This window comes from Nostoc sp. (assembly GCF_036917455.1).
GTDB lineage: Bacteria > Cyanobacteriota > Cyanobacteriia > Cyanobacteriales > Nostocaceae > Nostoc.
In genome coordinates this window covers 1-23,933 of the sequence record NZ_JBALDK010000117.1, presented here as the reverse complement: position 1 = coordinate 23,933, position 23,933 = coordinate 1, and the positions used below count along the sequence as shown (strand labels likewise).

Genomic DNA, 23,933 nt, shown 5'->3' with positions numbered 1-23,933 from the left:
CCATTGAAAATTCGTTTTAAATTGGGCTAAATCATCCCATGATTCAGCAACGCCAAAATTATTATTAAAACCGCAGGGGTGCAGAGATAGGGTTATTTCGTTCTAGACCTAAACCGTCCAGAACTAAAGCATCTAAAACCTGAATATTTTCAGAACTTCCTTCGAGGTAGTATTTAGTAGTTAGTCACTACCGGATTTTTTTACGGCGACACGGTAATAGTGGGTTGCATAAATCGCTTAATTTCACCACATGCAATATAAGACTTTCCATCAGGTGCTGTTTTGACTTCATCAACTACATAAAGCATTCCTTCTTCACGAACCGATCGCGGAAAACGCATATTCCAATCTGGTTCATATCCGTCGGAAACTACCCTAGCGCGTAACTTGCTGCCATCTTTGACACACTGAACAAGAATAGCATCATTTACAGTGTCAGTTGTGGGAAGATCGGCGGCACTGGCAGGGCCTTTAGAGGCTTTGCCTGTGTACGCTACATTTGATTGTATAGGAGCAATGAAGATATCTGTTGCGCCGGGTTGAGCAAAACGAGTGATATTGCCACGTACACGATAGAAAGTGCCTTCGCTTGATAGTTCCAGTTCTTCAACAACGTACCTTGCTCCCTCAGCCCGAATGCTCCGGGGAAACTGGACATTCTTGGTTGAATCGTAGCTCTCAGATATGACTTTGACCCGTAGTTTACCCCCTTCACGAACGCAATGCAGTTCAACACCTGAACCAACTTCATTGACAACAGGCATTGCGTATACTTCATCACCAGCAGTCACACCTCGTCCCACCAGGTCGTTGCGATTGCGGTTCATCGTCTGGTAAGACTGATCTCGCAGTTCTTTACGTCCAGCATTACCGAGAGCTTTTTGGGCGATTCGACCTGCGAAATACTCAAGCTGATCGATCTCTTCAGCAATTTCAAAATTCTCGTTCAGCCCTTTATCCCGCAAATCTTTCACGACGGTGCGGAGAATTTCTTCCGCTTGTTGGTGTTTGCCATGTTCAGCTAAATCGAGGGCAGTCTCTTTAGCTTTAGCGATGGTGAGGCGACTTAGTTCCAGAATGATATTGCTTGTAGAGGCAAAAGCTGCTTCCTCAACGGTGCCAACTTTGGCGATGACATCTGCTGTGCCTGACACGCTTTGAATGAGGTCATTTTGGACAACATCGGCGCTGTAATGCAGTTTCATTACAGGTAACTCACCAACTTGAGCGCTTGATATCGCCAAACTTAAGCCGAGAAGTTTATCTTCACCCTCGTAAAGCTCTCCCAAGGTAATGACAGCTTGACCAGCATCATTCTGGCTAACTTTAGCAAGACTTAAAGTATCAGCAAGGCTGACACCATCAGCTAACTCAAGTGTCACCTTGAGGTTTTGTCCCACAACTGCTCTCATACTGTCTAGCTCAATACTAAAAACTTCAGTTGCTTCATCGATGCTTTGAATAAAGTAAAAGTTGCCCGTGGCTGCCTTTGCCATACCAATTAGCAAATCTTCATTAAAACCCTGAGCAAAACCTAATGTAGTTGTGGTGATGCCTTCCTCAGCTTTTTGTGCTGATGTCGCCGTTAGTACTTTGGGGTCTTGAATGCCCATGTTAGCGTGACCATCGGTAAGCAGAAGAACACGATTTATTTTTTGCGGATCGAGTCGCGTTTTGACGTGTTCGCAGCCTTTGAGCCATCCCCCCGATAAGTTGGTAATACCGCCTGCTCTCACTTTGCGGATAGAATTTTTCAGTGTGGCTTTGTTAGTCACAGCTTGGGGTGGCACAACGCTGTCTATTTCATCGTCATAAACAACTACTGAGAGAATGTCATCTGGCTCAAGTTGATCTACCACAGACTCAGCAGCTTTGAGTGCATGATGTAAGGGAGCGCCTGCCATAGAGCCAGAACGGTCAATGACAAGAGAAAGGTTAAGGTTACGTCGGGGAGATTCAGCTACCTCAGCACGAAAACGTAGCAGAATATTAGTCTTTAATGAAGATCCTGCAGGAAGAATAGACTGGTCAAATTCGTAACTTGTCTTAATCATTTTTTATATCCCTGAAAATTGTCTGTTATGAGCTACAAAGCCGATGATGCTGGGATAGGAAGTACTTTGTTTAGTTTACCCAAAAATCATTTTGTTCAGTGTAAAAAAGTTATTTAATGTAAGATTTTATAGTTTTGGTATTTCATCAGTATCGGTAAAGCCCATCCTTTAGAGAAAAGTTTGCTATCTACTAACTTTTCCCCACTACTGAAAGGCGATCGCACTGGTCACAATTGCGGGAAACTAAAAGCAGATCAATTAGGAAAGGAGAACCTAATGAGCTGGACTAAAGTTCTTGCAGTTGAAGCACTTTCCCCAGGTACGCGACAAGTGGTGAAAGTTGGCAACCGGAAAATTCTGGTTTTAAATCACGAAAATCAGCTTTATGCTGTAGATAATACCTGTCCTCACTTAAAATTACCGCTCAAAAGTGGCAAAATTAAAGATGGGGCAATTGTTTGTTCCTTCCATCACAGCGCTTTTGACCTGCGGACTGGTGAAGTTGAAGACTGGTGTTCTTGGCCACCTGGTGTAGGGAAAGTACTCTCGTTGGTTTCACAACCAAAGGCGCTACCAGTGTTTCCTCTTCGTGTGGAAGAAGGCAGTATCTGGGTTGATGTGCAAGAGGAATAGCACCCTCTTTGAATTTACTGCTATTGGGCAAATATCTAAAGTTATACTTTTGCCAACATTTTGCCTATAGCGTGCGATCGCTTGTATGCAATAACGGAGGTTTAACAAAAAAGTAACCTCCGCTTTCATAGCTTGCTCTAATCCTTATTTTATCAATATAGCCCAGGATAAGAGGATCTCAATTAGGCTATATCAGCCTTTTAATAGTTAAGCAATATAAAACCCCAGTTCATGAGTTTAGCTGGGGTTTTTTCACAATTCACCTAATCTATAACTATTGCATGAGAGAAGACAAAAAACATTCTCCTACTCTCTTGCCTCTTGTTCAAGAGGTTCCCACTCCCATTTGCATCCATACCAGGTTTTCAATAAGCCTAGACCTTGCTATGCCCATGCTAAATGTCACATCATCGCTGATCCTAACAGTATAATCTGGTAAGTACGCAGGAATGTTTTGAGACATTACTTTGTTCAGAGTTTTTTGATCACAGCATTTCTAGCCAGAGGCTCTTAACAAGGCTTAGAAAGAGTTTTAGCTGAAATTGACACTAGTCAGGATTACTGTGTTCCCACAACAGATGTGGTTAAATTAAATGAAAACTGCTTTAAATACACCCGATATTATGAGATTAGTCTCCTTGTTCCGTTTCCTTGTTGTCCTCAATCTTCTTTTACCCTGCTCTGAAGTATGGTGGTAAGGGATGATTTTCTTTACAATCTTGTAAAAGAGTTTGATTTTTTGATTTAATATTCGGTTTTATTCAACAATTTATTCACGATATGGATGCTCAAGAAATAAAAATTTTATTAGTTGATGATAACTTAGAGAATTTACATTTTTTATCAGACATCCTTCAAGTCCAAGGTTATGAGGTGCAAAGTGCCATATCTGGACAATTGGCAATCAATATAGCGTTGACTTCCTCACCTGATTTGTTTTTGCTAAACGTTTCCATGTCAGAGATGGATGGTTATGAAATTTGCCGATATTTGAAAAGCCAAGAGATTCCAATAATTATTTTCAGTGTTTTAAATGAATTATCTGAAGAACTTAAAATTTTTGATTTATGTGATGTTGACTATATTGTTCAACCATTCAAAACTCAAGAAGTTTTATTAAGTATTCAAAATCAATTGACTCTCCAAAGACTGAAAAAACAGTTAAAAGAACAAAACACCAGACTACAACAGGAGATTCAAGAACGTCAACGGATTGCTGCTGAGTTAAATATTCGCAACAAACAAATAGAAGAAATTTTCAAAAAAATTCCCGTTAACCTTGGGAAAGCCTTTTGTAGAGAAGTTTACCAAAGCGAACACGTTTTAGTCGAAGCCGCCCTGAAGAAGAGTGAAAGTCAGTATCGCCACCTAGTAGAGACATCCCAGGATATGATCTGGTCGGTGAATATTAATGGATTAATTACCTTTGTTAACCCAGCAGTTAAGCAGATTTATGGCTACGAACCCCAGGAAATGATTGGGCGACCGTGGACTGATTTCATCTCGCCAAAACAAATTGCTCAAGATAAAATAGCGTTTGAGCGTGTTTTACAGGGAAAATCGCTCTTTCAGCATGAAACTACCTGTGTAGCTAAAGATCGTACTTTACTTTATCTAATGTTTAATGCGATCGCATTACGCAATGAAAATGGTTTAATTATAGGCATGACAGGCACTGCTAGTAATATTACTCAGCGCCGAGGTATAGAAAAATTACTCCAAGAAAGCGCGATTAAGCTCCGCAATCATAACCTAGTGCTAACCCAACTGGCACAAAATCAGACCCTTTATCAGGGTGACTTGAAAGCAGCTTTAAGTAAAATTACAGAAACAGCCGTCAAAAATATTGGAATGGAACGAGCCAGTGTCTGGTTATATGACGAAACAGGCACGAAAATCCAGTGTTTTGACTTATTTGAGGGCAGTTGCAATCAACATAGCGAAGGATTTTTCTTATCAGCAGCCGACTATCCAGCTTATTTTGCGGCTTTGCAACAAGATCGACCAATCGCCACAGAGGATGTCTATAACGATCCCAGAACTAGAGAATTTTTTGCCTGTTACTCAAGATTAAACGTTACCTCCGTACTTGATACACCTATTCGCCTAGAGGGTAAAACCGTAGGAGTTTTATCTATGGAGGCGGTGGGAGTTGCTCATCATTGGACGCTGGAAGACCAAAATTTCGCTCGTTCTTTGGGCAATTTAGCATCTCTGGTATTGGAAGCAATAGAACGTCAACGTGCAGAAGCAGCGCGACGGGCTTCTGAAGAAAAGTTAGCATCAGCTTTTCGGTCATCCCCCGATCCAATTGCCTTAATTACTATTCCCAACAAACGCTATGTTGAAGTTAACGACAGCTTTTGTCGGTTTTTTGGTTATTCTCGCTCTCAGGTGATCAATCGCACCGATGGAGAATTAAATATTTGGGCGAATCCAGAAGAATATAATTTCCTCGCTCAGATGCTGCAAAAAACCAAAGCGATCCGTAACTATGAAGTTGATGTCTGCACTTGTTCGCGAGAAATCAGGACAACCTTGTTGAGTGCGGAAATGATCGAGATTGATGGGCAATGGTACGTACTGGGCACCGCAAAAGATATAACTGAACGCAAGCAGGCAGAAAATGAAAGCCGATTGCTATTGTTGACAACCCAAGCCATCACTCGTGTCAGTGATGTCAATAGCGCTTTAGCACTGGTCTTGCGCTTAATTTGTCACACTATTGGCTGGGATTTTGGTGAAGCATGGATACCTAATGAAAATGGTACTTTAGAACACAGTCTCGGCTGGTACGGTGAAGAAAGCAGTTTAGAAGAATTTTGCCGCCAAAGCCAAACTGTGAAATTTCCTCTAGGAGTGGGACTACCAGGAAGAGTTTGGCAAAATCAGCAGCCAGAATGGATAGAAGATGTTTCGCAAGTTACAAAGCCAATTTTTTTGCGATCGCAACAAGCAGCCAAGGTAGGATTGAAAGCTGGTTTTGGTGTTCCCATATTGTCTGGAAAGCAAGTATTAGCTGTTTTAGTGTTTTTTAAACGTAGTTCAGTATTGGTAGATAGACGTTTGCTTTTACTAGTCAATGCTGTTGCTGCTCAGTTAGGTGGGCTGATTGAGCGCAAAACCCTAGAACAAGAACTCGCACTCAGACAAGCTCGCCTCAATGCCTTTTTTAGCAGCGCTCCTGTCGGCATGAATATTGTAGATAACCAGTTGCGGTTTGTGCAAATCAACCAACCCTTGGCAGAAATTAATGGACTATCCCAACAAGATTGTATTGGTAAGCCCATCCATGAAGTTTTGCCCCACATCGCCCCCTTGGTGGAACCAATTTATCAACAGGTTCTGTTAACTGGTCAACCCATTCTCAATCAAGAATTAAGCGCCGCATCAATTAAACAACCAGATATTATCCGCCACTTCCTAGTTTCTTATTTTCCGATTCCTGGTGAGGACGATCGCCCCTCTGGTGTGGGTACAGTTTTAGTAGAAATTAGCGAACTGCAAGCAGCGCTACGCGAACGCAAACACGTTGAACAAGAACTGCGTTTAGCCAACGAACGCCTCCAATATCTGCTTACATCTAGCCCTGTGGTGATTTATAGCAGCAAAAAAACATTAGGCAACTTTAGCACTACCTTTATTAGTAAGAATATTAAGGCAATGGTTGGATATGAAGCGCAGGAATTTTTAGAAAATCCTAATTTCTGGCTCCATCACGTCCACCCAGAAGATGTTGAACTGATCTCAGAAAAATTTTCCCAGTTGGTTGAGCAAGAGTACAGGTCTTACGAATACCGATGGTTACACGCTGACGGAACTTATCATTGGTTTTATGAAAAGATGAGGTTAATCCGTGACGAAGTTGGTAAACCGATAGAATGTGTTGGCTATTGGGCAGACATCAACGATGCTAAACTCGCAGAATTGGCTTTACACTCAGGTAGACAGCAATATAAACTTTTAGCAGAAGCTTCACCAGCTTGTATATTTCATACTGATGTGCATGGTAATGTCTTATATTTTAATCAACGCTGGACTGAGATTACTGGATGCAGTTTAGAAAATTCTTTGGGAAGAGGTTGGGCAAAAGCCGTCCATGTAGACGACCGCAAGCAACTATGGTTGACATGGAATAAAGCAATAACTGCTAAAACAATGTATAAGTACGAACATCGCTTTTTACGTGATGATGGTACAGTTGTCTGGGTAATTTGTCAGGCTTTGCCAGAATTTCGAGATGATGGAGAAATCAAAGGCTACATCGGTACGATTACAGATATTACCGAGAGAAAATTGGCAGAAGAAGCCCTACGCGAGAGTGCAGAACGGGAAAGAGCGATCGCCCAAGTTATTCAAAGGATGCGCCAAACACTGGATTTAGAGACTATATTTGCGGCTACAACCCAAGAACTACGGCAAGTACTTAATTGCGATCGGGTTGTTGTCTATCGTTTCAATCCCCAATGGAATGGCGAATTTGTCTCCGAGTCTGTGGGTAATGGTTGGATTTCTTTGATAGAAGAACACAACAATGACCCTAATCTCACAGAAGGTATCTTACAAAACGAGCGTTGTCTAGCAAAAATCTTGGATAGCGTGGATAACCATCTGGAAGATCCTTATCTGCAAGCAACCCAAGGTGCAAGTTTCCGCAGTGTCCCAGACATTTACAACGCTGAGTTTCATCCTTCTTACATCAGCCTCTTAGAACGCTTTCAAGCAAAAGCCTACATTATTGTCCCAATTTTATATGGTACTCAGCTTTGGGGATTATTAGCGAGTTATCAAAATTCTGCTCCCCGGCAATGGAAACCAGGAGAAATCAACATCGTAGTTCAAATTGGCAATCAGTTGGGTGTTGCTCTACAGCAAGCCCAATTGCTGGCCCAAACTCAAAGGCAGTCACAAGCATTGCAAGAAGCTGCGATCGCTGCTGATGCTGCCAACCGCGCCAAAAGCGAATTCCTCGCCAACATGAGCCACGAACTACGTACCCCACTCAACGCCATCCTTGGATTTACCCAAGTCATGAGCCACGATCGGGCTTTATCTGCTGAACATCAGCAAAATCTAGCAATCATCAATCGGGCTGGCGAACATCTCCTCAACTTAATTAACGACATTCTGGAAATGTCTAAAATTGAAGCTGGCAGAATAACATTAAACCTCAACAGCTTTGACTTAATTCGTCTCTTAGAAAACCTCGAAGAGATGTTATGCTTCCGCGCCACCTCCAAAGGATTAGAATTAGTATTTGAATATACATCTCATCTTCCTCAATATATCCAAGTTGATGAAAGCAAACTGCGTCAAGTCTTGCTTAACCTCTTGGGAAATGCAATCAAATTTACTGATACAGGCAGAGTGATGTTACGGGTGGGGGTAGGGAGCAGGGGAGTAGGGGAGCAGAAAGGCGAGAGAAAAGAGGAAAGAGGTAATTTTTCATTATCCCCCTTGCTCCCTGCTCCCTTCCCCTCTGTCTCTTGTACCCAATCCCTAATCTTCGAAATTATAGACACCGGCTGCGGTATTGCCCCACAAGAAATTGACTTGTTGTTTGAAGCTTTTGGGCAAACTGAAACTGGCAGGAAATCGCAACAGGGAACAGGATTAGGTTTAGCAATTAGCCGCAAGTACGTGCAACTAATGGGGGGAGATATTAGCGTCACCAGCATTATTGGCGAAGGAAGTAAATTTGCTTTTGATATTCAAATTAGTCTAGCCGCAGCTAGCCAAATCCAGATCAAGCACATTAGACGACAAGTTCTGAGTTTAGCGCCTGCTCAAAAGGAATACCGCATTTTGGTGGTTGATGACTCCATAGACAGCCGTTTAGTGCTATTGAAAATTCTGACATCTATCGGCTTTGTAGTGCAGGAAGCGGCAAATGGTACCGAAGCGATCGCACTTTGGCAGAAATGGCAACCACAGCTAATTTTAATGGATATGCGGATGCCGATTATGGACGGCTATGAAGCCACACAAATCATTAAAGCAAGAGTTGAAACCTCAATCCCAAATTGTCAGACTATTATCATTGCTTTAACGGCTAATGCCTTTGAAGAGCAGCGAGAGGCAATGATTAAAGCAGGTTGTGATGATTATATTAACAAGCCTTTCCGCGAGGAACAATTATTAGAAAAGTTGAGCGAATATTTAGGAGTTGAATATATTTATCAAGAAGATAAATATCAAATAACAAACTCAAAACAACGAATAAAAGAATCAATCTTAAATCTTGCAGATTTAGTGCCGATGTTATCTGAAATGTCCCCTGAATGGGTGAACCAGTTGTATACTGCCGCAGCCCAATGTAGCGATGATTTAATTTTAGAGTTGATTGAGCAAATCCCTTCAGAAAATGCGGCACTGCAAAATTTTATCAATAATTTAGCTCATGAATTTCAATTTGAGAAAATTATGGAATTGACTAGTATTGCAGGATTATTATCTAATTAATCAGAATTGGAGATTGTAGAGCAATACGGTTTAAAAGTTGTTTGAAAAGTTTTTTACTGGGACTTTTGGTACTTTTAGATCCCCCCTATTGCCTTAGAAGATGTTTGAAAAGTCCTCTTGTCGGTATTAAAAGTTCTAGATCCCCCTAAATCCCCCTTAAAAAGGGGGACTTTGATTCTTACCCCTTTTTAGGGGGGGTTAGGGGGGATCTAAGAGTGCCTAAAATTATAGCGAAATACTTGTTCATTCAACCTCTTAAACCCGGATTTCTCACCATAAGGACTTCCAAATAAAAAAATACTCAAAAAACTCTCTCCTCCTCATTCCTCTGTGTTCTCTGTGTCTCTGTGGTTCGTTTCATTTGGATAATTTATTTCTTGGAAGTCCCATATCTCTCAAAACCTTTGCTTGTGCAGGGGAGTAGGGGAGAGTTCAAATCCAAGTTCTCCCTTCTGCCCATCAAGCTTGTGATAAATGCGGGTTACAAAGGGGGGAAAATGAAGTCGAAATACCCCTTTTCAAGAAAGATTTTTCTCACTAAATGGCAACTCTGCATTAATCGCCTCAATTTCCTGCTGTTCGAGTTGATTCACTTCCTTAATATATGGACGGATAATTTGTCCTAGACGATTGTTGTAAAAGCGGTGCAAACTGTGATTGGGCATAGCAGGGAAACCGCGCCGTTTTTTGTGGCGGCCACCCGCACCAGGATCAAAACTTTGGATATTATTAGCGATCGCCCACTCGATGGGTGCATAATAGCAAGCATCAAAATGTAAACAATCTATCTCTTGGAAACTCCCCCAATAACGTCCATAGAGTTTGTCACCTTTAAACAAACAAAAGGACATTCCTAAAGGATGAGACTTATCTTCCTCGCTATATGCAGCAATAAACAAGACTCGATGGCGATAATCGGCGTTTAGCTGCTCAAAAAATCGCTGTGTAAGATACTTGCTACCCCACCAGCCAAACTTATCACAGGTGTCAGCATAAAACTGGTACATCAAAGGAAATGAAGAGTAAGGAATTTCATCACCAGTCAGGGCTTGCAATCGTAAACCTGCTTTCTCCACAGCTTTGCGTTCCCGCTTGATATTACGGCGCTGATTGGCGTTGAAAACTTTCAAGTAGTCATCAAAAGTTTTAAACCCAGCATTTTCCCAAACGTAACTGTGGTGCAGCCAAGTTGTAAAGCCATGCCGTTCCAGCATCGGCCGCCATTGAGGATCGACGTAAAGAAAATGACATCCAGAAATCCGATTTTTAGAGCAAAAAGTATCAATTTCATGCACCATCATCGCTGTGATTTCATCTTCATCTTCTCCTGGGGCAATTAAAAACCGATAACCTTCAGCCGGGGTAAATGGTGTCATTCCCAGCAATTTTGGGTAATATTGGACTCCGATGCGATCGGCTAACTCTGCCCATTGGTGATCGAAAATAAATTCACCAGAACTATGTCCTTTTAGATAAAGTGGCGCAGCCGCAATCAGTGTTCTATCACGCCACAATGTCAAGTGATTTGGCAACCAACCAGTTTTAGCCGTAGCACTCTGAGAGGTTTCGATATTGTTTAGCCACTCCCATTCTAAAAATGGCGTTTTGAGTGGCATTGCCAAAGCATTCCAGGCATTTTGGGGTACTTCAGCAATTTTATTCGTCCAAACGACAGAATAGCGAGGCTTAAGTTGTTCCACCATATTAGGGGAGTAGGGAGTAGCGAGTGGGAACTGGGGAAGAAGCAGGGGAAAGAACTAATGACCAATGACAAATGACCAATGACCAATAACTTTACTTAGCGTAATCTAATCTGCTGGTCGTTGCAGGCGATAGTGCAAAAACACTTCTTGCTCAACTGTATGAACTTCTAAAAGTTGCAACTTGGGAGCTAAATCGGGTAAAAATCCTTTCCCTTCTACAGGTGTAGGTGCGGTACTACCACCTAAAATCAGAGGACAGACAGTTAACCATAATTCATCGATTAAATCTAAGCCCAGCAGGGAAGCGACTAATTCACCTCCACCCAAGACCACTAACCGTGCTATATCTATATTGGCTAGATGCTTCAAAGCTGCAAGAATGTCAATTTCTCGCCTTGGTGTTTCAAAAACCAGAATCTGCTCAAATTCTGGATCACGCTCTTGTGCTTCGGTTCCCAGAGTTGCGGGAAGCGTCTGTAAACGTCCTTTCCATGAAAGTGTTCCCAGTGTTGTCGTGAGTAGCCAGCGTCTAACTGGTTGCTTAAAAAAGTTAATTTCCGGATTGAGGTTTCCAGAGTGTGTAGTCACTATATGAACTGGCTGCGGAGGCTTCCCTTCTTGTGCCCGAAGTTGCACTAGAGTTGGATCTGATACAGTAAATGTTGTTCCATAGGCCCGAAGAGTACCAGCACCGAATAAAACCGCATCAGAGGTAGCGATTTGTTTTTCTAGATGTGCTTTATCAGCCCTTGAACCAAACCGAGCAGGCGATCGCCTAAAGTCTGCTATCTTACCATCTGCACTCATTGCTAAAACAACTGTAGTATGAGGACGATGTTGCAACATTAAATTGATTTGATAGTTTGAATATTTTCTTTGTTCGTATGTAGATTCTCAAAAAAAATCCATGCCTGCAAGTTATTTTTTTACAATTTCATCACTGTATTTATATGCAACCAGAACAGTTTTTAAATTTAGCATATACGAGTTTTGGTATACTACGTTTCTTTTTGAATTATAGCAATTTGTTATTTTTAAACATTGAAAATAAAATTCTGATAATTTAATAAAATGTCTCATCTAGCCAGTCTAATTACATATCTTTGCTGTTGTGGTTTGCAGATGCAAAGTGAGACACTCGATGACTAATTACCGCCAATCTTCCTTTCGTCGAATTTTAGTAACGAGAATATTGCTGCTGTTCGTTCCAGTTTTACTTATAGGTGAGATTGTTGCCTTGAATAAGGCACGTTCTAGCATATTGGGAACTGCGCGTCGAAATTTAACAGAAAGCGCCATCAGTAAAGGAGAGAAAATTGGCGATGCGATCGCAATCTTAAAAGCTAATTTGCTGAGTGTAAGTAAAACAACGGTGATTCCATCGAGTTCCTCTATACAAGAGCAACAAATTCTCACGCAGCTAAAGCAACAACTTCCAGCCAATATTGAGTGTATCCAATTAACGGATCTGCTAAACCAAAAAATAATTGCCAGTAGCTGTGGCGATAGGGCTATTGGGGAGTTGACATTACCTTTGCCTAGTGATGGAATTGATGTCAAAGCAATCTTCCCGCCTAAAGCAGGAATGACTGGAAAAAGAAACACACAGAATCAATTGCAATTAGTGGTATCTGCACCAGTCTCCGATAGCCGCAGAAATTTAGTTTATAGCTTAAGTATCGAGTCTGCATTGTACCAACAAACCAGAAATCAGCCGGGATCGCTCACAGGCGCTATGGTAGTGATTGCTGAAGATGGCACGATTTTGGCACATCCCTTCACAGACTGGGTGGGAACTAATATCAATCAACATCCAAATTCTTCCCAACTCAAGAGCATAATTAAAAATGCCATTGCCGGAAAAAACGATTCGGTAAATTTGTCTTTTAAAGATGGGAACGAATTAGTAGCTGGCTATACAGCTATTGCAAATCCACTTAGCCAACAACAGCAGCAAAAATGGATAATTTTAGCTGTTACTAGTGTTGATAATGCGCTTTTTGGTTTAGAAGAAATCAAACTAATTCTCATTGTTTTAACCGTTGGTTTGATTGGTGCAAGTTTGTTAGCATCCCTATATCTAGCTCCTTACTTGGCACGCCCTGTAGAAGAATTGCGAGATTACGCTCTCAATATTCACTCTCACCACGCCGCACAACCAGTTCCGCACAATTTCCAAATTCGGGAGTTCAATCAACTGGCCCAAGCATTAGACCAAATGGTAGAACGGCTCAAAGCTGGGGCGGAAGAATTAGAAATAGCTTGGAAAGAGGCAAAAACTGCTAACCAGATTAAAAGCCAGTTTTTGGCTACAACTTCTCATGAATTGAGAAACCCATTACATACTATTATTAACTGCATTCGCGTGGTTGAAGATGGCTTATGTGATAGTCGCGAAGAAGAAATGGACTTTCTCAAACGTGCCGATGAAACAACGATTCATTTGCTAAATATTATTAATGATTTACTCGACATTTCTAAAATTGAAGCAGGTAAGCTTTCTGTAGTTACTACACCTCTTGACCTCCGAAAAATATTATTAGAGGTGATTAATTTACAATCAGTTAATGTTCAACAGAAGGGCTTGCAATTGAAATGCGAGTTAGATCCTCAAGCGATACCAATTAAGGCAGACGCGGCAAAACTGAAGCAGGTGTTGATTAATGTTATCGGCAATGCCACTAAGTTCACTGACACAGGAAGTATCACCATTGCTACAGAAATTCAATCTAGTAATGGTAAATCTCAAGTAGTGGTAATAGTTAAAGATACAGGTATAGGCATTGATCCCGCGCAACAACACAAACTGTTTCGCCCCTTTGTGATGGTGAATGGCACAACCACACGCCAGTTTGAAGGGACTGGACTAGGATTAGCAATTTCACGAAACTTAATAGAACTCATGGGAGGTAGCATTACTCTTGAGAGTACGGGACTTCATCAAGGTACGACACTGAAGATTACCTTACCCTTGATTGATATCTCGCTGTTACCTGCTTCAAAAAAAGATGAAAATGTCGGGGATTTGGGATTTTCCTCTGAGAATAAGGGGGCAAAAGCAAGCCAATACTCTAGCCTAGAGGAGTCTGGGGGAAGTCCCTATTTGGGGAGTAATAAATCTGTAAAAGTAGGTGTAGACAAAGAGAAGTCGATGAAGTTCCAGGTGTTACTTGGGAATGAAACTTACGAGATTAGTCTTTCACCGCAGCAAACTATCTTGGTAAGTCTTCCAAAAACAGAAGTTTATGCAAATGGGACTTCTGATAGGTAATCCTTGCTAGACTTGAATTCAAAGGTGGAGTGGATTGCGATCGCACTAATTCGTAATTCATAATTTAAATTTGAAAAATAATTGCGACAGATGAATTTCTAAGAAGCTGGTTCATTAACTCTTTCACAGTCCAAAATCTCAAATGCTATAACTCCTAACTCTTGCCTGCTAACGGCTATGGTTTTGACCCTGATTTAGAAACGTTATTAAATAGCTCTACTGCGTCAGTATCAGGTAAATGGACAAATACGAGGCAAAACGACGTGAAGGATATCAAAAGCCAACGATTCAAAACGAGCATCTTGTCAATTACATTACCCAGGGTTAGCGCATCTCAAACCCTGTTGACAGGTGGATTCTAGGAGAGTGTTGAGTTTGGGAGAGCCGCCGCTAAGACAGAAACCATACAGCACTTCCGGCGGCTATGAGGTACATCCTCAAAGCTGAAAGCTATGACAGGACAGGGTTAAGAGGAGAACTGTATTGCATAATAGCCGGAAGCGCTGTATACTGATCATTCATCGCGGCTCGCCGTGATTTTTGGCGAATACTGCGATGAAAAAATGTTTCTCGTTCCAAGGCATTGAGAGTAATCCGACGTAGGAAAGCAAAATTCTGTGGGCTGTGCAGAGAACGAATCCGACATTCATCCTCACCGAAAGTGACATCCAATGTCCAATGAACAGAATTTTCTATTCCCCAATGCTGTCGAATTGCACTACCAAAGTGAAGCGATCGTGCGCGGTGTACAAGCCGAGATGTTCCCTTTGGAGAAGAATTATTTGCGTTCTGAGCAGGGACTTTTGGATTCTCTCGCTAAATTAGAGAAACTATGGGAGCAAGTACAAGGGAACCCGAAACAAGATAGTGTGCGCGATGTGGAATTTTCTCGTCGAGCGGCTGCTTTGACGGCTGTAGCACGATGGGCATATTTTAGCGCGTTACATCGCACGGAAACGCGCAGCGAACATATTCGCATAGACTATCCCGAAACCAATCCAAATCAGCGTTATTACCAAGCAACAGGCGGCTTAGATAAGCTTTGGGTGAGGCGTGATTGGATTACGGATGCGATGTCTGGCGACAAGCCGCAAAGCGTCTACGCTACATCAACAGTACAAACCACTCAAACCACACCCACTGTATCAAAGTTGTAGCAGGAGCATATCATGATTGAACTTGTCAGCCATAAACTCTGTATCAATTGCAATTTGTGCGTCCAAGTGTGTCCTACCAACGTCTTTGACTCCGTACCCAACCAACCACCTGCGATCGCCCGCAAGGAAGACTGTCAAACTTGTTTCTTATGTGAGGCATATTGTCCTGCGGATGCACTGTATGTTGCACCTGAATCTCATACCGATATAGAAGTCAGGGAGGATGATTTAATTGAAAGTGGCATCATGGGTGAATATCGTCGCCTCTTGGGTTGGGGATATGGTAGAAAAAACAATAGTGAATTAGATACGGCTCATAAACTGGAACGAAAGTACCCAACACCTACCAAATCGGCGAAGTCTGCCAAAGACTTGCAAAAGACAACCTCGAACTCAGGGGTAAGGGTGGGTGTTGGGGGATAGTCAGCCATGTGGGAGAATTCAGTTGCACCGTCAGAACCTGGGATGGCGAATATACGGTTGGATTGCAGCACCTAAAGTCGTACAACTACTTGCCTGCCGAGTGTGAGCAGATGCGGGTGATTTGCGATCGCATCAATCGGATGTATTCAAGTGGACTGGAGGAATGGGTGCAGAAGTTTTTGGAGATGCTGGGTAAGCTGAATCGTCCTTATTTGACTGCTGTGGAAGAAAAATTATTGGGTGTTCTGGAGTCTGAATATGGAGGAAAGATAACACCCTAAACAAATTTGGCAAATTGACATCCAATGTCTTTGGGTTGCAGTTTCAATTGGCTAGAAATTAACAAAACTCAATAGAATCTCAGAAGATGAAAGATGTCGATAACTGGCATTTCTCTCGGAGTGATTGCTCGGCTACGATCACATTAGTTGAGTATATTCGGGCATGCTAGAGGAATCAGTGCAGAACTTTTTAGAGCCGATGGATAAGCTAAATCGACCTTATTTAAACGCTTTGGAAGAAAAAGTGTTGAATGTTTTGAAGTCGGAAATTAAAGTTTAGTTATCAATCTCTCATTTCATAAAACTTATTCTCGATGGGAGCAAACAGCAAGTAATTATTCTCAGAATAAGAATTGCTGTATAGTTTGAGGTATGCCAGATCATACTCTCAAGAGTTACTCCATGATTGCTCTACCTGGTATTGCCATTCAAAACAAGATATATGAAAGTTTTAACTCTCTAGTGTACCGAGGCATGAGAGACGATGGAGTAGGGATCGTCGTAAAAATGCTAAAGCTTGATTATCCTTCTCCCCAAGAACTGACTCGCTACAGACAGGAATATAAAATTACCCGTTCGCTCAACTTGGAAGGAGTCATCAAAGCATACAGCCAGCAGGACTATCAACGCACTCTGGTGATTCTCTTAGAAGATTTTGGGGGAGAGTCCCTAGAGAAATGGATACACAAGCGTCCAGATATCTTTTGCCCCATACCTTTATCGACTTTTCTAAATCTTGCGATCGCTGTTTGCGACATTCTGGGCAGAATCCATGCAGCCAATGTAATTCATAAAGATATCAATCCTGGAAATATAGTCCTCAATCTGGATACTGGCGTTGTTAAAATTATTGATTTTGGGATTGCCACCCAATTTAACCGCACGAATCCGACTTTCAAAAGTCCTCATGTTTTAGAAGGGACACTTGCATACCTATCTCCAGAGCAAACAGGGCGGATGAACCGTTTACTCGATTACCGCACCGATTTTTACTCCCTTGGTGTGACGTTCTACGAACTGCTAACTGGACATCTGCCGTTTCCCACAACGGATATCCTTGAGCTAGTCCACTGTCACATAGCTAAACAGCCTGTTTTACCTGATGAAATAAATACAACGATTCCTAAGCCAGTTTCAGATATCATTATCAAACTGATGGCGAAAAATGCAGAAGATCGCTATCAGAGTGCCTGGGGAATCAAAGCGGATTTAGAAATCTGTGTTCAACAATTAGAAGAAATCGGTCAAATCTCTAGCATTCAACTTGGGCTTCAAGATGCTTCGGGTCAGTTTCAAATTCCCCAAAAACTTTATGGACGGGATAAGGAAGTTGCAATGTTACTGGCGGCGTTCGTTCGCGTAGTGTGTCCACAGTCAAATCCTGTTGCTGCTTTACCAAACAATTCAGAAACAACTTCACAAACCCAACAAACGGGCAACCCAAAATTCCAAGTTGAAATGATGTTGGTATCTGGTTACGCTGGCATTGGCAAATCAGCGTTAGTGCAGGAAATTTATAAACCAATCACCCAAAAGCGTGGCTATTTTATCTCTGGTAAATTCGATCAATTTCAGCGCAATATTCCCTACAGTGCGATCGCGGTTGCTCTACAAAAATTGGTACAGCAATTACTTAGTGAGCCTGACGGGTATGTGCAACAGTGGCGATCGCACCTTCTAACAGCTCTGGGAAGCAACGGACAAATCATCATTGATGTGATCCCGGAAGTTGAGTTAATTATTGGCAAGCAGCCACTTGTACCGGAAGTTGGCGCAACAGAAGCTCAAAATCGCTTTCATCGGATTTTTGGGCAATTTGTGCGAGTGTTTTGTTCAAAAAAACATCCCCTGGTGATATTCTTAGATGATTTGCAATGGATAGACTCAGCAACGCTGAATTTAATTGAGTTGATGTTGCTGGATGAGCAAGCCCAATCACTATTTTTGATTGGAGCTTATCGAAATAATGAAGTGAAGCCAACGCATCCATTAGCATTAATGCTTGAGAGACTGCGAAAACAAGGGGTAGTACTTCAGGAAATTACCCTAACACCATTAACGCTGGGCCCGTTGAGTCAGTTAATTGCCGAGACGCTGCATCGGAATGCAGACATCGTTCGTCCCTTAGCTGAGTTAGTTTTGCGTAAAACTGAGGGCAATCCGTTCTTTGTCAATGAATTTTTGAGAATGCTGTATAGCGAAAATCTGCTGACATTTGATGTTGAACACTTATGCTGGCAATGGAACATAGCTGATATTCAAGCCCAGGATATTACCGATAATATGGTGGAGTTGCTACTGATCCAATTAAATAAATTACCAGAAAACACACAGCAAATTCTCCAGTTAGCAGCTTGTATTGGTGCTGAATTTAATTTAGATACTCTATCGATTGTTTGCGATAAACCACCTGAAACGGTTTTTCAAGATTTACTAGCAGCCATACAAGTCGGATTAATTCAAGCACTATCTGAATTAGATGAAAACTTGTTAATTCAAGAGTATAAGTTCTTGCACGATCGCGTCCAGCAAGCAGCATATATCTTAATAGATGAGTCACAAAAACAAATTGTTCATTTACAAATCGGTCGTAATCTACTAAAAAAGACCTCACTAGAGCGAATATCAGAGCGGCTGTTTGAAATTGTCGATCATCTTAATCATGGGATTGAACTGATTACCAATCAACCCGAACGCAATGAAATTGGTAGATTAAATTTAATTGCAGGTCAAAAAGCAAAAGCTGCGATCGCTTATGAGACGGCAAAAAACTATTTAGCGACAGGCAGAGTATGGCTAGAAGCCTCTAGCTGGCAAACAAACTATGACTTGACTTTAGAGTTATATATACAAACAATAGAAGTTGCCTTCCTTTGTGGCGATTTTGAAGATGTAGAAAGATGGGCAGGAGCCGTTTTACAAGAGGCTAAAACAGTTCTCGATAGCGTCAAAATTTACGATATCAAAATTCAAACATACATCGCTCAGAGCCAGCTATTAGATGCGATCAATACAGCATTGCAAGTTTTGCAACAATTGGGAATTAGTTTTCCGCAACATCCAAGTCAGTCAGATATTCAACTTGAACTAGACGCGATCAAATCTCTAATTAGAGAGAAATCAATCGATGACTTAATCTGTTTGCCGGAAATGAGTGAGCCGGATAAATTAGCAGCGATGCGAATCCTGTCAAGCATCACGATTACTACCAAAATTGCGACTCCTAATTTACTGTCGCTACTTACATATAAACAGGTCAACTTATCTACCCAGTATGGCAATGCATTTGTGTCTCCCTTTTCCTATGCCATCCTTGGGTTAATTCTTTGTGAAATGATCGGAGATATCGAGTCTGGCTACAAGTTTGGACAGCTTGCTCTCAGGCTATTGTCACAGCCGAATACCCATTCACTCAGAGCTAGAACATTGTTCACGGTGCATGAGTTTATTTTTCATTGGAAAGAGCATGTTAAAGAATCACTAAAGCCATTACTAGAAGCCTATCAAATTGGTCTTGAAACTGGGGATTTAGAGTTTGCCGCGTATTGTATTCATTGTTATTGCTTTCAATTCTATGCTGTTGGGAAAGAACTCGTGGAGGCTGAACGCGAGATGGAGACGTGCAATGAAGCAATCCGTCAAATCAAACAGAAAACAGTACTAACTTGGAATCAAATATTTCATCAGGCGATCGAAAATTTAATGGGTTGCTCGGTCAATCCAACTCGTTTAGTTGGTAAATTCTACAATGAGGAGAGTGGATTGCCCCAACATAAAGCGGTAAATGATGGAACAGCCATTTTTAATGTCCATTTTAATAAACTTTTCCTGTTCTATCTTTTTTCTAAGTATGCTCAGGCAGTTGAAAATTCAGCGATAGCAGAGCGCTATTTCATCCCAATAATGGGCACGACTCTTGGGCCTTTTTATTACTTTTATGATGCTTTAGCAAGACTTGCAACATATCCTGAAAGCAGCATTGAGACACAGCAAGAAATCCTTAAAAAAGTTGTCCTAAGCCAGGAAAAAATGAAGCACTGGGCACATCATGCACCAATGAATTATTTGCATAAATATCACTTGGTGCAAGCCGAAACCGCACGGGTTTTAGGTCAGTTGCTGGAGGCAGAAGAATTCTATGAACAAGCAATTCTTGGGGCTAGAGACAATGAGTATCTTCAAGAAGAAGCATTAGCCTATGAATTAGCTGCTAAGTTTTATCTAGAACGGGGTCGGGAGAAGTTTGCCCAGCTCTACATGAAGGAAGCGCACTACTGCTATGAACGGTGGGGAGCAATTGCAAAGGTTAAAGATTTAGAAACTTGCTATCCACACTTCTTTCCTCAGTCATCAAATGCAACTTATACGCCAATCCACACTATTGCTGGAACTACTTCTAATAGCTCACCTATTGCTTTCGATTTAGTCGCAGTGATGAAAGCATCACAGGCGATTTCTCGTGAAATTGAACTCGATCAGTTACTTCATTCGCTGATGCAGATTCTAATCGAGAATGCAGGTGCACAAACCGGATATTTGATTCTAGAAAACTCAGGTGAATGGGTGATTGAGGCTGCTTGCGAACTCAATGATGGTGAGCAGATATGTGCTATGCAAGTGCTGCAATCCGTTTCAATAGCAAATCGCTTACCGGAATCAATTGTTCAGTACGTGATCCGAACGCATGAATCGGTCATTCTCAATAATGCGGCTCGTGAAGGTACTTTCATTAATGATCCCTACATTCAACACCACCAGACTCAATCAGTCTTTTGTTTACCGCTGCTCAATCAAAGCAAGCTTATCGGTGTGTTGTATCTAGAAAATCAGTTGGCAAATGGGGCATTTACACCGGAGCGATCGCAACTTCTGAATCTATTATCTACCCATGCAGCGATCGCGATTGAAAATGCCAAACTTTACTCAAAGCTCCGCGACGGCAAAAGTCAGATAAATCAATTTTTAGAAGCGGTTCAAGTGGGAATTGGGGTCTTAGATGCGACTGGTAGCCCTTACTATGTCAATCAACGAGGTATTCAGTTACTAGGCAAAGGCGTTGATCCTACCGCGACACCAGATCATCTTGCAGAGGTTTATCAAGTTTACCTGGCTGGAACGGATCAAAACTGTTCCCCTGAGGACATGCCAATCGTCCGAGCGTTAAAAGGCGAACGTACAAGAACGGATAATTTAGAGATTCATCAAGGCGAGACTATTATTCCCATTGAGGCATGGGGAACGCCAGTCTTTGATGAACAGGGCAAGGTAGCTTATGCGATTGTAGCCTTTCAAGACATCACTCAGCGCAAACAAGCAGAGAAACTTCTAGCTGACTACAACCAAACCTTAGAACAGCAAATTACTGAGCGGACTTTGCTGCTTTCGCAGGAAATTGAAGAGCGCGAACGAGTAGAGAATGCCTTGCGACAGAGTGAGGAGCAACGCAGGCTGACGATGGACTTCACGCACATCGGTAGTTGCAACTGGAATATCAAGGAGAACGAAGTAGATTGGAATGACAATTATGCTCGATTGCTGGGGTTAGTTCCCGGTGAGGTTGAAAGCAGCTATCAGGCATGGCGCGATCGCGTTGATTCAGAAGACATTTATCGGGTCGAGCAAGCTATTACAACAGCTCTAGCAACTCATACTGATTTTGAAGCTGAATATCGAGTCATTCATCCAGATGGCAGTATTCATTGGTTGGTAGGTCGAGGTCGAGGCATTTATGACACAGCCGGAGTGCCTGTGCGGATGCTAGGAATAATTCTTGACATTAGCGAACAGCGAAACGCTGCACTGCGTGAACGCAAACGTGCTGAACAAGCTTCCATTCTGGAAGAACGCAACCGGATGGCGCGAGAAATTCATGATACACTGGCTCAATCCTTCACAGGTATTCTACTTCAGGTGGGAGCAGCAACACAAGTGCTGGCAGATGACCCAGAAGCAATCCAAGTACATCTGGAAATGATTGAGGAACTAGCACGCGCTGGGCTAGCAGGGGCAAGGCGATCCGTATCAGCACTCCGTCCGAGGCTACTAGAAGAAGGTAATTTAGAGAATGCCCTGCATCGGATTGTGGCTCAAATGCGATCGACGATCAACACGGCTCTGATTTGCGAAACTCATGGTACAGCCTATTCCTTACCAACTGAAGTGGAGAATAACTTACTCAGAATTGGGCAGGAAGCATTAACCAATGCAATTAAATACGCAAGTGCTGGCAAAATTCGGGTTAAGTTGGTATACAACGAGACACAGTGTATCTTACAGGTTAAAGACGATGGCAGGGGCTTTGGAGTAGGTTGCATTCCTTTGAGCGGTGGGTTTGGCTTATTAGGAATGAGCGAACGAGCAGAGCGCATTGGCGCACAACTAACGATTCAAAGCCAACCGGGTCAAGGAACAGAAATTACTGTTACTAGCAATCGAGAGTGAGAATTATCATGAGCCAATCCACTACGATTCGGGTGCTGATTGTTGATGACCATGCCATAGTCAGAAAGGGTCTAGCAACCATCATTAACCGCGATCCAGAAATGACAGCGATCGCTCAAGCTGAAGATGGGCAGCAGGCGATCGCTGCGTTTCGAGAATACCAACCTGATGTCACACTAATGGATTTACGAATGCCCAAAATGGGAGGTGTTGAAGCCATTATGGCGATTTGTGCTGAATTTAAGCAGGCTCGGATCGCGGTACTCACAACCTACGATGGTGATGAAGACATCTATCGCGGTTTACAAGCGGGCGCTCAAGGCTATCTGCTTAAGGATGCTAAACTTGGCGAGCTTTTGAATGCAATTCGCGCCATTCATAATGGTCAGAAATACATTCCGCCAGAAGTGGGCGCAAAATTATTGCAGCGAATCAGCAATCCAGAATTGAGTGAACGAGAGTTGGAAGTGCTACGTTTGATGGCACAAGGAATGGGTAATCAGGAAATTGGGACTGCTTTGAGTATTGGTGAAAGCACTGTCAAATCGCATGTGAATCGCATTTTGAGCAAACTGGGAGTGAGCGATCGCACACAAGCCGTGATTACTGCTGTTAAGCGTGGGATTGTCAATTTATAAGCTGTACTAAAATTGCTATCCAAATTCCAACTAAAGTTGGAGACAACTTTCCACTGCGAGATGGACAGGTTCATCCATCATTAGATTGTACAAAAATGTCAACCCAGAGTGGATGACAACAGAAGGCCAATTGTCTATATTCAATCCATAGCAACGTTAGCGCAGTTGGGTTGTAAGGCTTAAGTTTCTTAATACAAACCGAAACATGACTTACAACCGTGATAATTATTCTTTATTCGTTCCGCCTTCAACCCAGGATCATATTCAAGGTGTATTGAATGCTGCTGTAGTCTTCGTCATGTATGGAGATTATGAATGTTTTCAAAGTGCCAACGTCTATCGATTGATTAAAGTTGTCGGGCAGCAATTGCAGGTTTCGTTTGGAGAAAACAATTTAGGTTTTATCTTCCGTCATTTTCCTCAACTACAGATTCATCTACATGCTCAACGAGCAGCGGAAGCTGCCGAAGCCGCAGCGGCTCAAGGGCAGTTTTGGCAAATGCATGAGATGCTGTTTATCCATCAACAGGAGTTGGGAAATGGTTATCTAGTGGAATATGCCAATCGTTCAGGACTTGATATTTCTCAATTTTTGCAGGATTTATCCAGAGGTGTGCATGTCAATCGGATCAATGCGGACATCGAAGGTGGACTACGAAGTGGAGTGGAGGCTGCACCCGCTTTGTTTGTTAATGGAATTCGCTATCTTGATCGCTGGACTGTTGAGCAGATAATGGCAGCCATTGTTGCTGCAAATGATTAAGCTTTTTGATGCTTACAGCACTTGCGTCTGTTATGAGGTACACTAAATTAAAATATAAATACCTTTAAATGAAGTCATACTCTGTCGAGCTTCGAGAAAAGATAGTT

At 42.1% G+C, this 23,933-nt stretch carries 11 protein-coding genes and 2 pseudogenes; 9 read left to right on the top strand and 4 right to left on the bottom strand.

What is annotated here, in order from left to right; all coding sequences use genetic code 11:
- Positions 1-200: 200 nt before the first annotated feature.
- The gene (locus V7K42_RS12735) at positions 201-2,054 is read right to left on the bottom strand and encodes a vWA domain-containing protein (RefSeq protein ID WP_334916654.1); all 1,854 of its coding nucleotides are present in this window, start codon (positions 2,052-2,054) and stop codon (positions 201-203) included.
- A 276-nt stretch (positions 2,055-2,330) separates the two neighbouring features.
- On the opposite strand from V7K42_RS12735, the gene V7K42_RS12730 reads away from it, so the two are divergent.
- Together V7K42_RS12730 and V7K42_RS12725 are read left to right on the top strand one after the other, a co-directional pair.
- Positions 2,331-2,687 carry a Rieske (2Fe-2S) protein gene (locus V7K42_RS12730; protein ID WP_334916652.1) on the top strand — a complete coding sequence of 119 codons (357 nt, stop codon included), beginning with the start codon at positions 2,331-2,333 and terminating at the stop codon, positions 2,685-2,687.
- Between the two features lie 780 nt (positions 2,688-3,467).
- Positions 3,468-9,149, top strand: coding sequence for a PAS domain S-box protein (locus V7K42_RS12725; protein ID WP_334916650.1), 5,682 nt, complete (start codon positions 3,468-3,470; stop codon positions 9,147-9,149).
- Between the two features lie 518 nt (positions 9,150-9,667).
- On the opposite strand, the gene V7K42_RS12720 is transcribed toward V7K42_RS12725, so the two are convergent.
- Both V7K42_RS12720 and V7K42_RS12715 read right to left on the bottom strand, forming a co-directional pair.
- Positions 9,668-10,852 (bottom strand): GNAT family N-acetyltransferase, encoded by a 1,185-nt coding sequence (locus V7K42_RS12720; protein ID WP_334916648.1) that lies wholly within the window; start codon positions 10,850-10,852, stop codon positions 9,668-9,670.
- Positions 10,853-10,957: 105 nt separating this feature from the next.
- Positions 10,958-11,698, bottom strand: coding sequence for a RibD family protein (locus tag V7K42_RS12715; RefSeq protein WP_334916646.1), 741 nt, complete (start codon positions 11,696-11,698; stop codon positions 10,958-10,960).
- Between the two features lie 295 nt (positions 11,699-11,993).
- Between V7K42_RS12715 and V7K42_RS12710 the strand changes: the two genes are divergently transcribed.
- On the top strand, positions 11,994-14,123 hold the full coding sequence (locus tag V7K42_RS12710; RefSeq protein WP_334916644.1) for an ATP-binding protein: 2,130 nt from the start codon (positions 11,994-11,996) through the stop codon (positions 14,121-14,123).
- 450 nt (positions 14,124-14,573) lie between these two features.
- Here the strand turns inward: V7K42_RS12710 and V7K42_RS12705 are convergent.
- Positions 14,574-14,840, bottom strand: a pseudogene (locus tag V7K42_RS12705) (ISAs1 family transposase); the annotation flags it as partial.
- Here V7K42_RS12705 and V7K42_RS12700 point away from each other — a divergent pair.
- From V7K42_RS12700 to V7K42_RS12675, 6 genes and pseudogenes are all read left to right on the top strand, one after another.
- Entirely contained in the window at positions 14,795-15,280 is a 486-nt protein-coding gene (locus V7K42_RS12700) for an FAD-binding protein (protein ID WP_334916640.1), read from the top strand. The pseudogene V7K42_RS12705 and the gene V7K42_RS12700 overlap by 46 nt on opposite strands.
- 12 nt (positions 15,281-15,292) lie before the next feature.
- Positions 15,293-15,634 (top strand): annotated as a pseudogene (locus V7K42_RS12695) (4Fe-4S binding protein); the annotation flags it as partial.
- Positions 15,635-15,711: 77 nt separating this feature from the next.
- Complete coding sequence (locus tag V7K42_RS12690) at positions 15,712-15,984, top strand: hypothetical protein (protein WP_334916638.1); 273 nt, start codon at positions 15,712-15,714, stop codon at positions 15,982-15,984.
- 372 nt (positions 15,985-16,356) lie between these two features.
- A complete protein-coding gene (locus V7K42_RS12685) occupies positions 16,357-22,425 on the top strand; it encodes an AAA family ATPase (RefSeq protein ID WP_334916636.1) in 6,069 nt (2,022 codons plus the stop codon).
- A gap of 8 nt (positions 22,426-22,433) precedes the next feature.
- Positions 22,434-23,063 carry a response regulator transcription factor gene (locus tag V7K42_RS12680; RefSeq protein ID WP_334916635.1) on the top strand — a complete coding sequence of 210 codons (630 nt, stop codon included), beginning with the start codon at positions 22,434-22,436 and terminating at the stop codon, positions 23,061-23,063.
- Between the two features lie 205 nt (positions 23,064-23,268).
- Complete coding sequence (locus V7K42_RS12675) at positions 23,269-23,826, top strand: DsbA family protein (RefSeq protein WP_334916633.1); 558 nt, start codon at positions 23,269-23,271, stop codon at positions 23,824-23,826.
- Positions 23,827-23,933 lie beyond the last annotated feature (107 nt).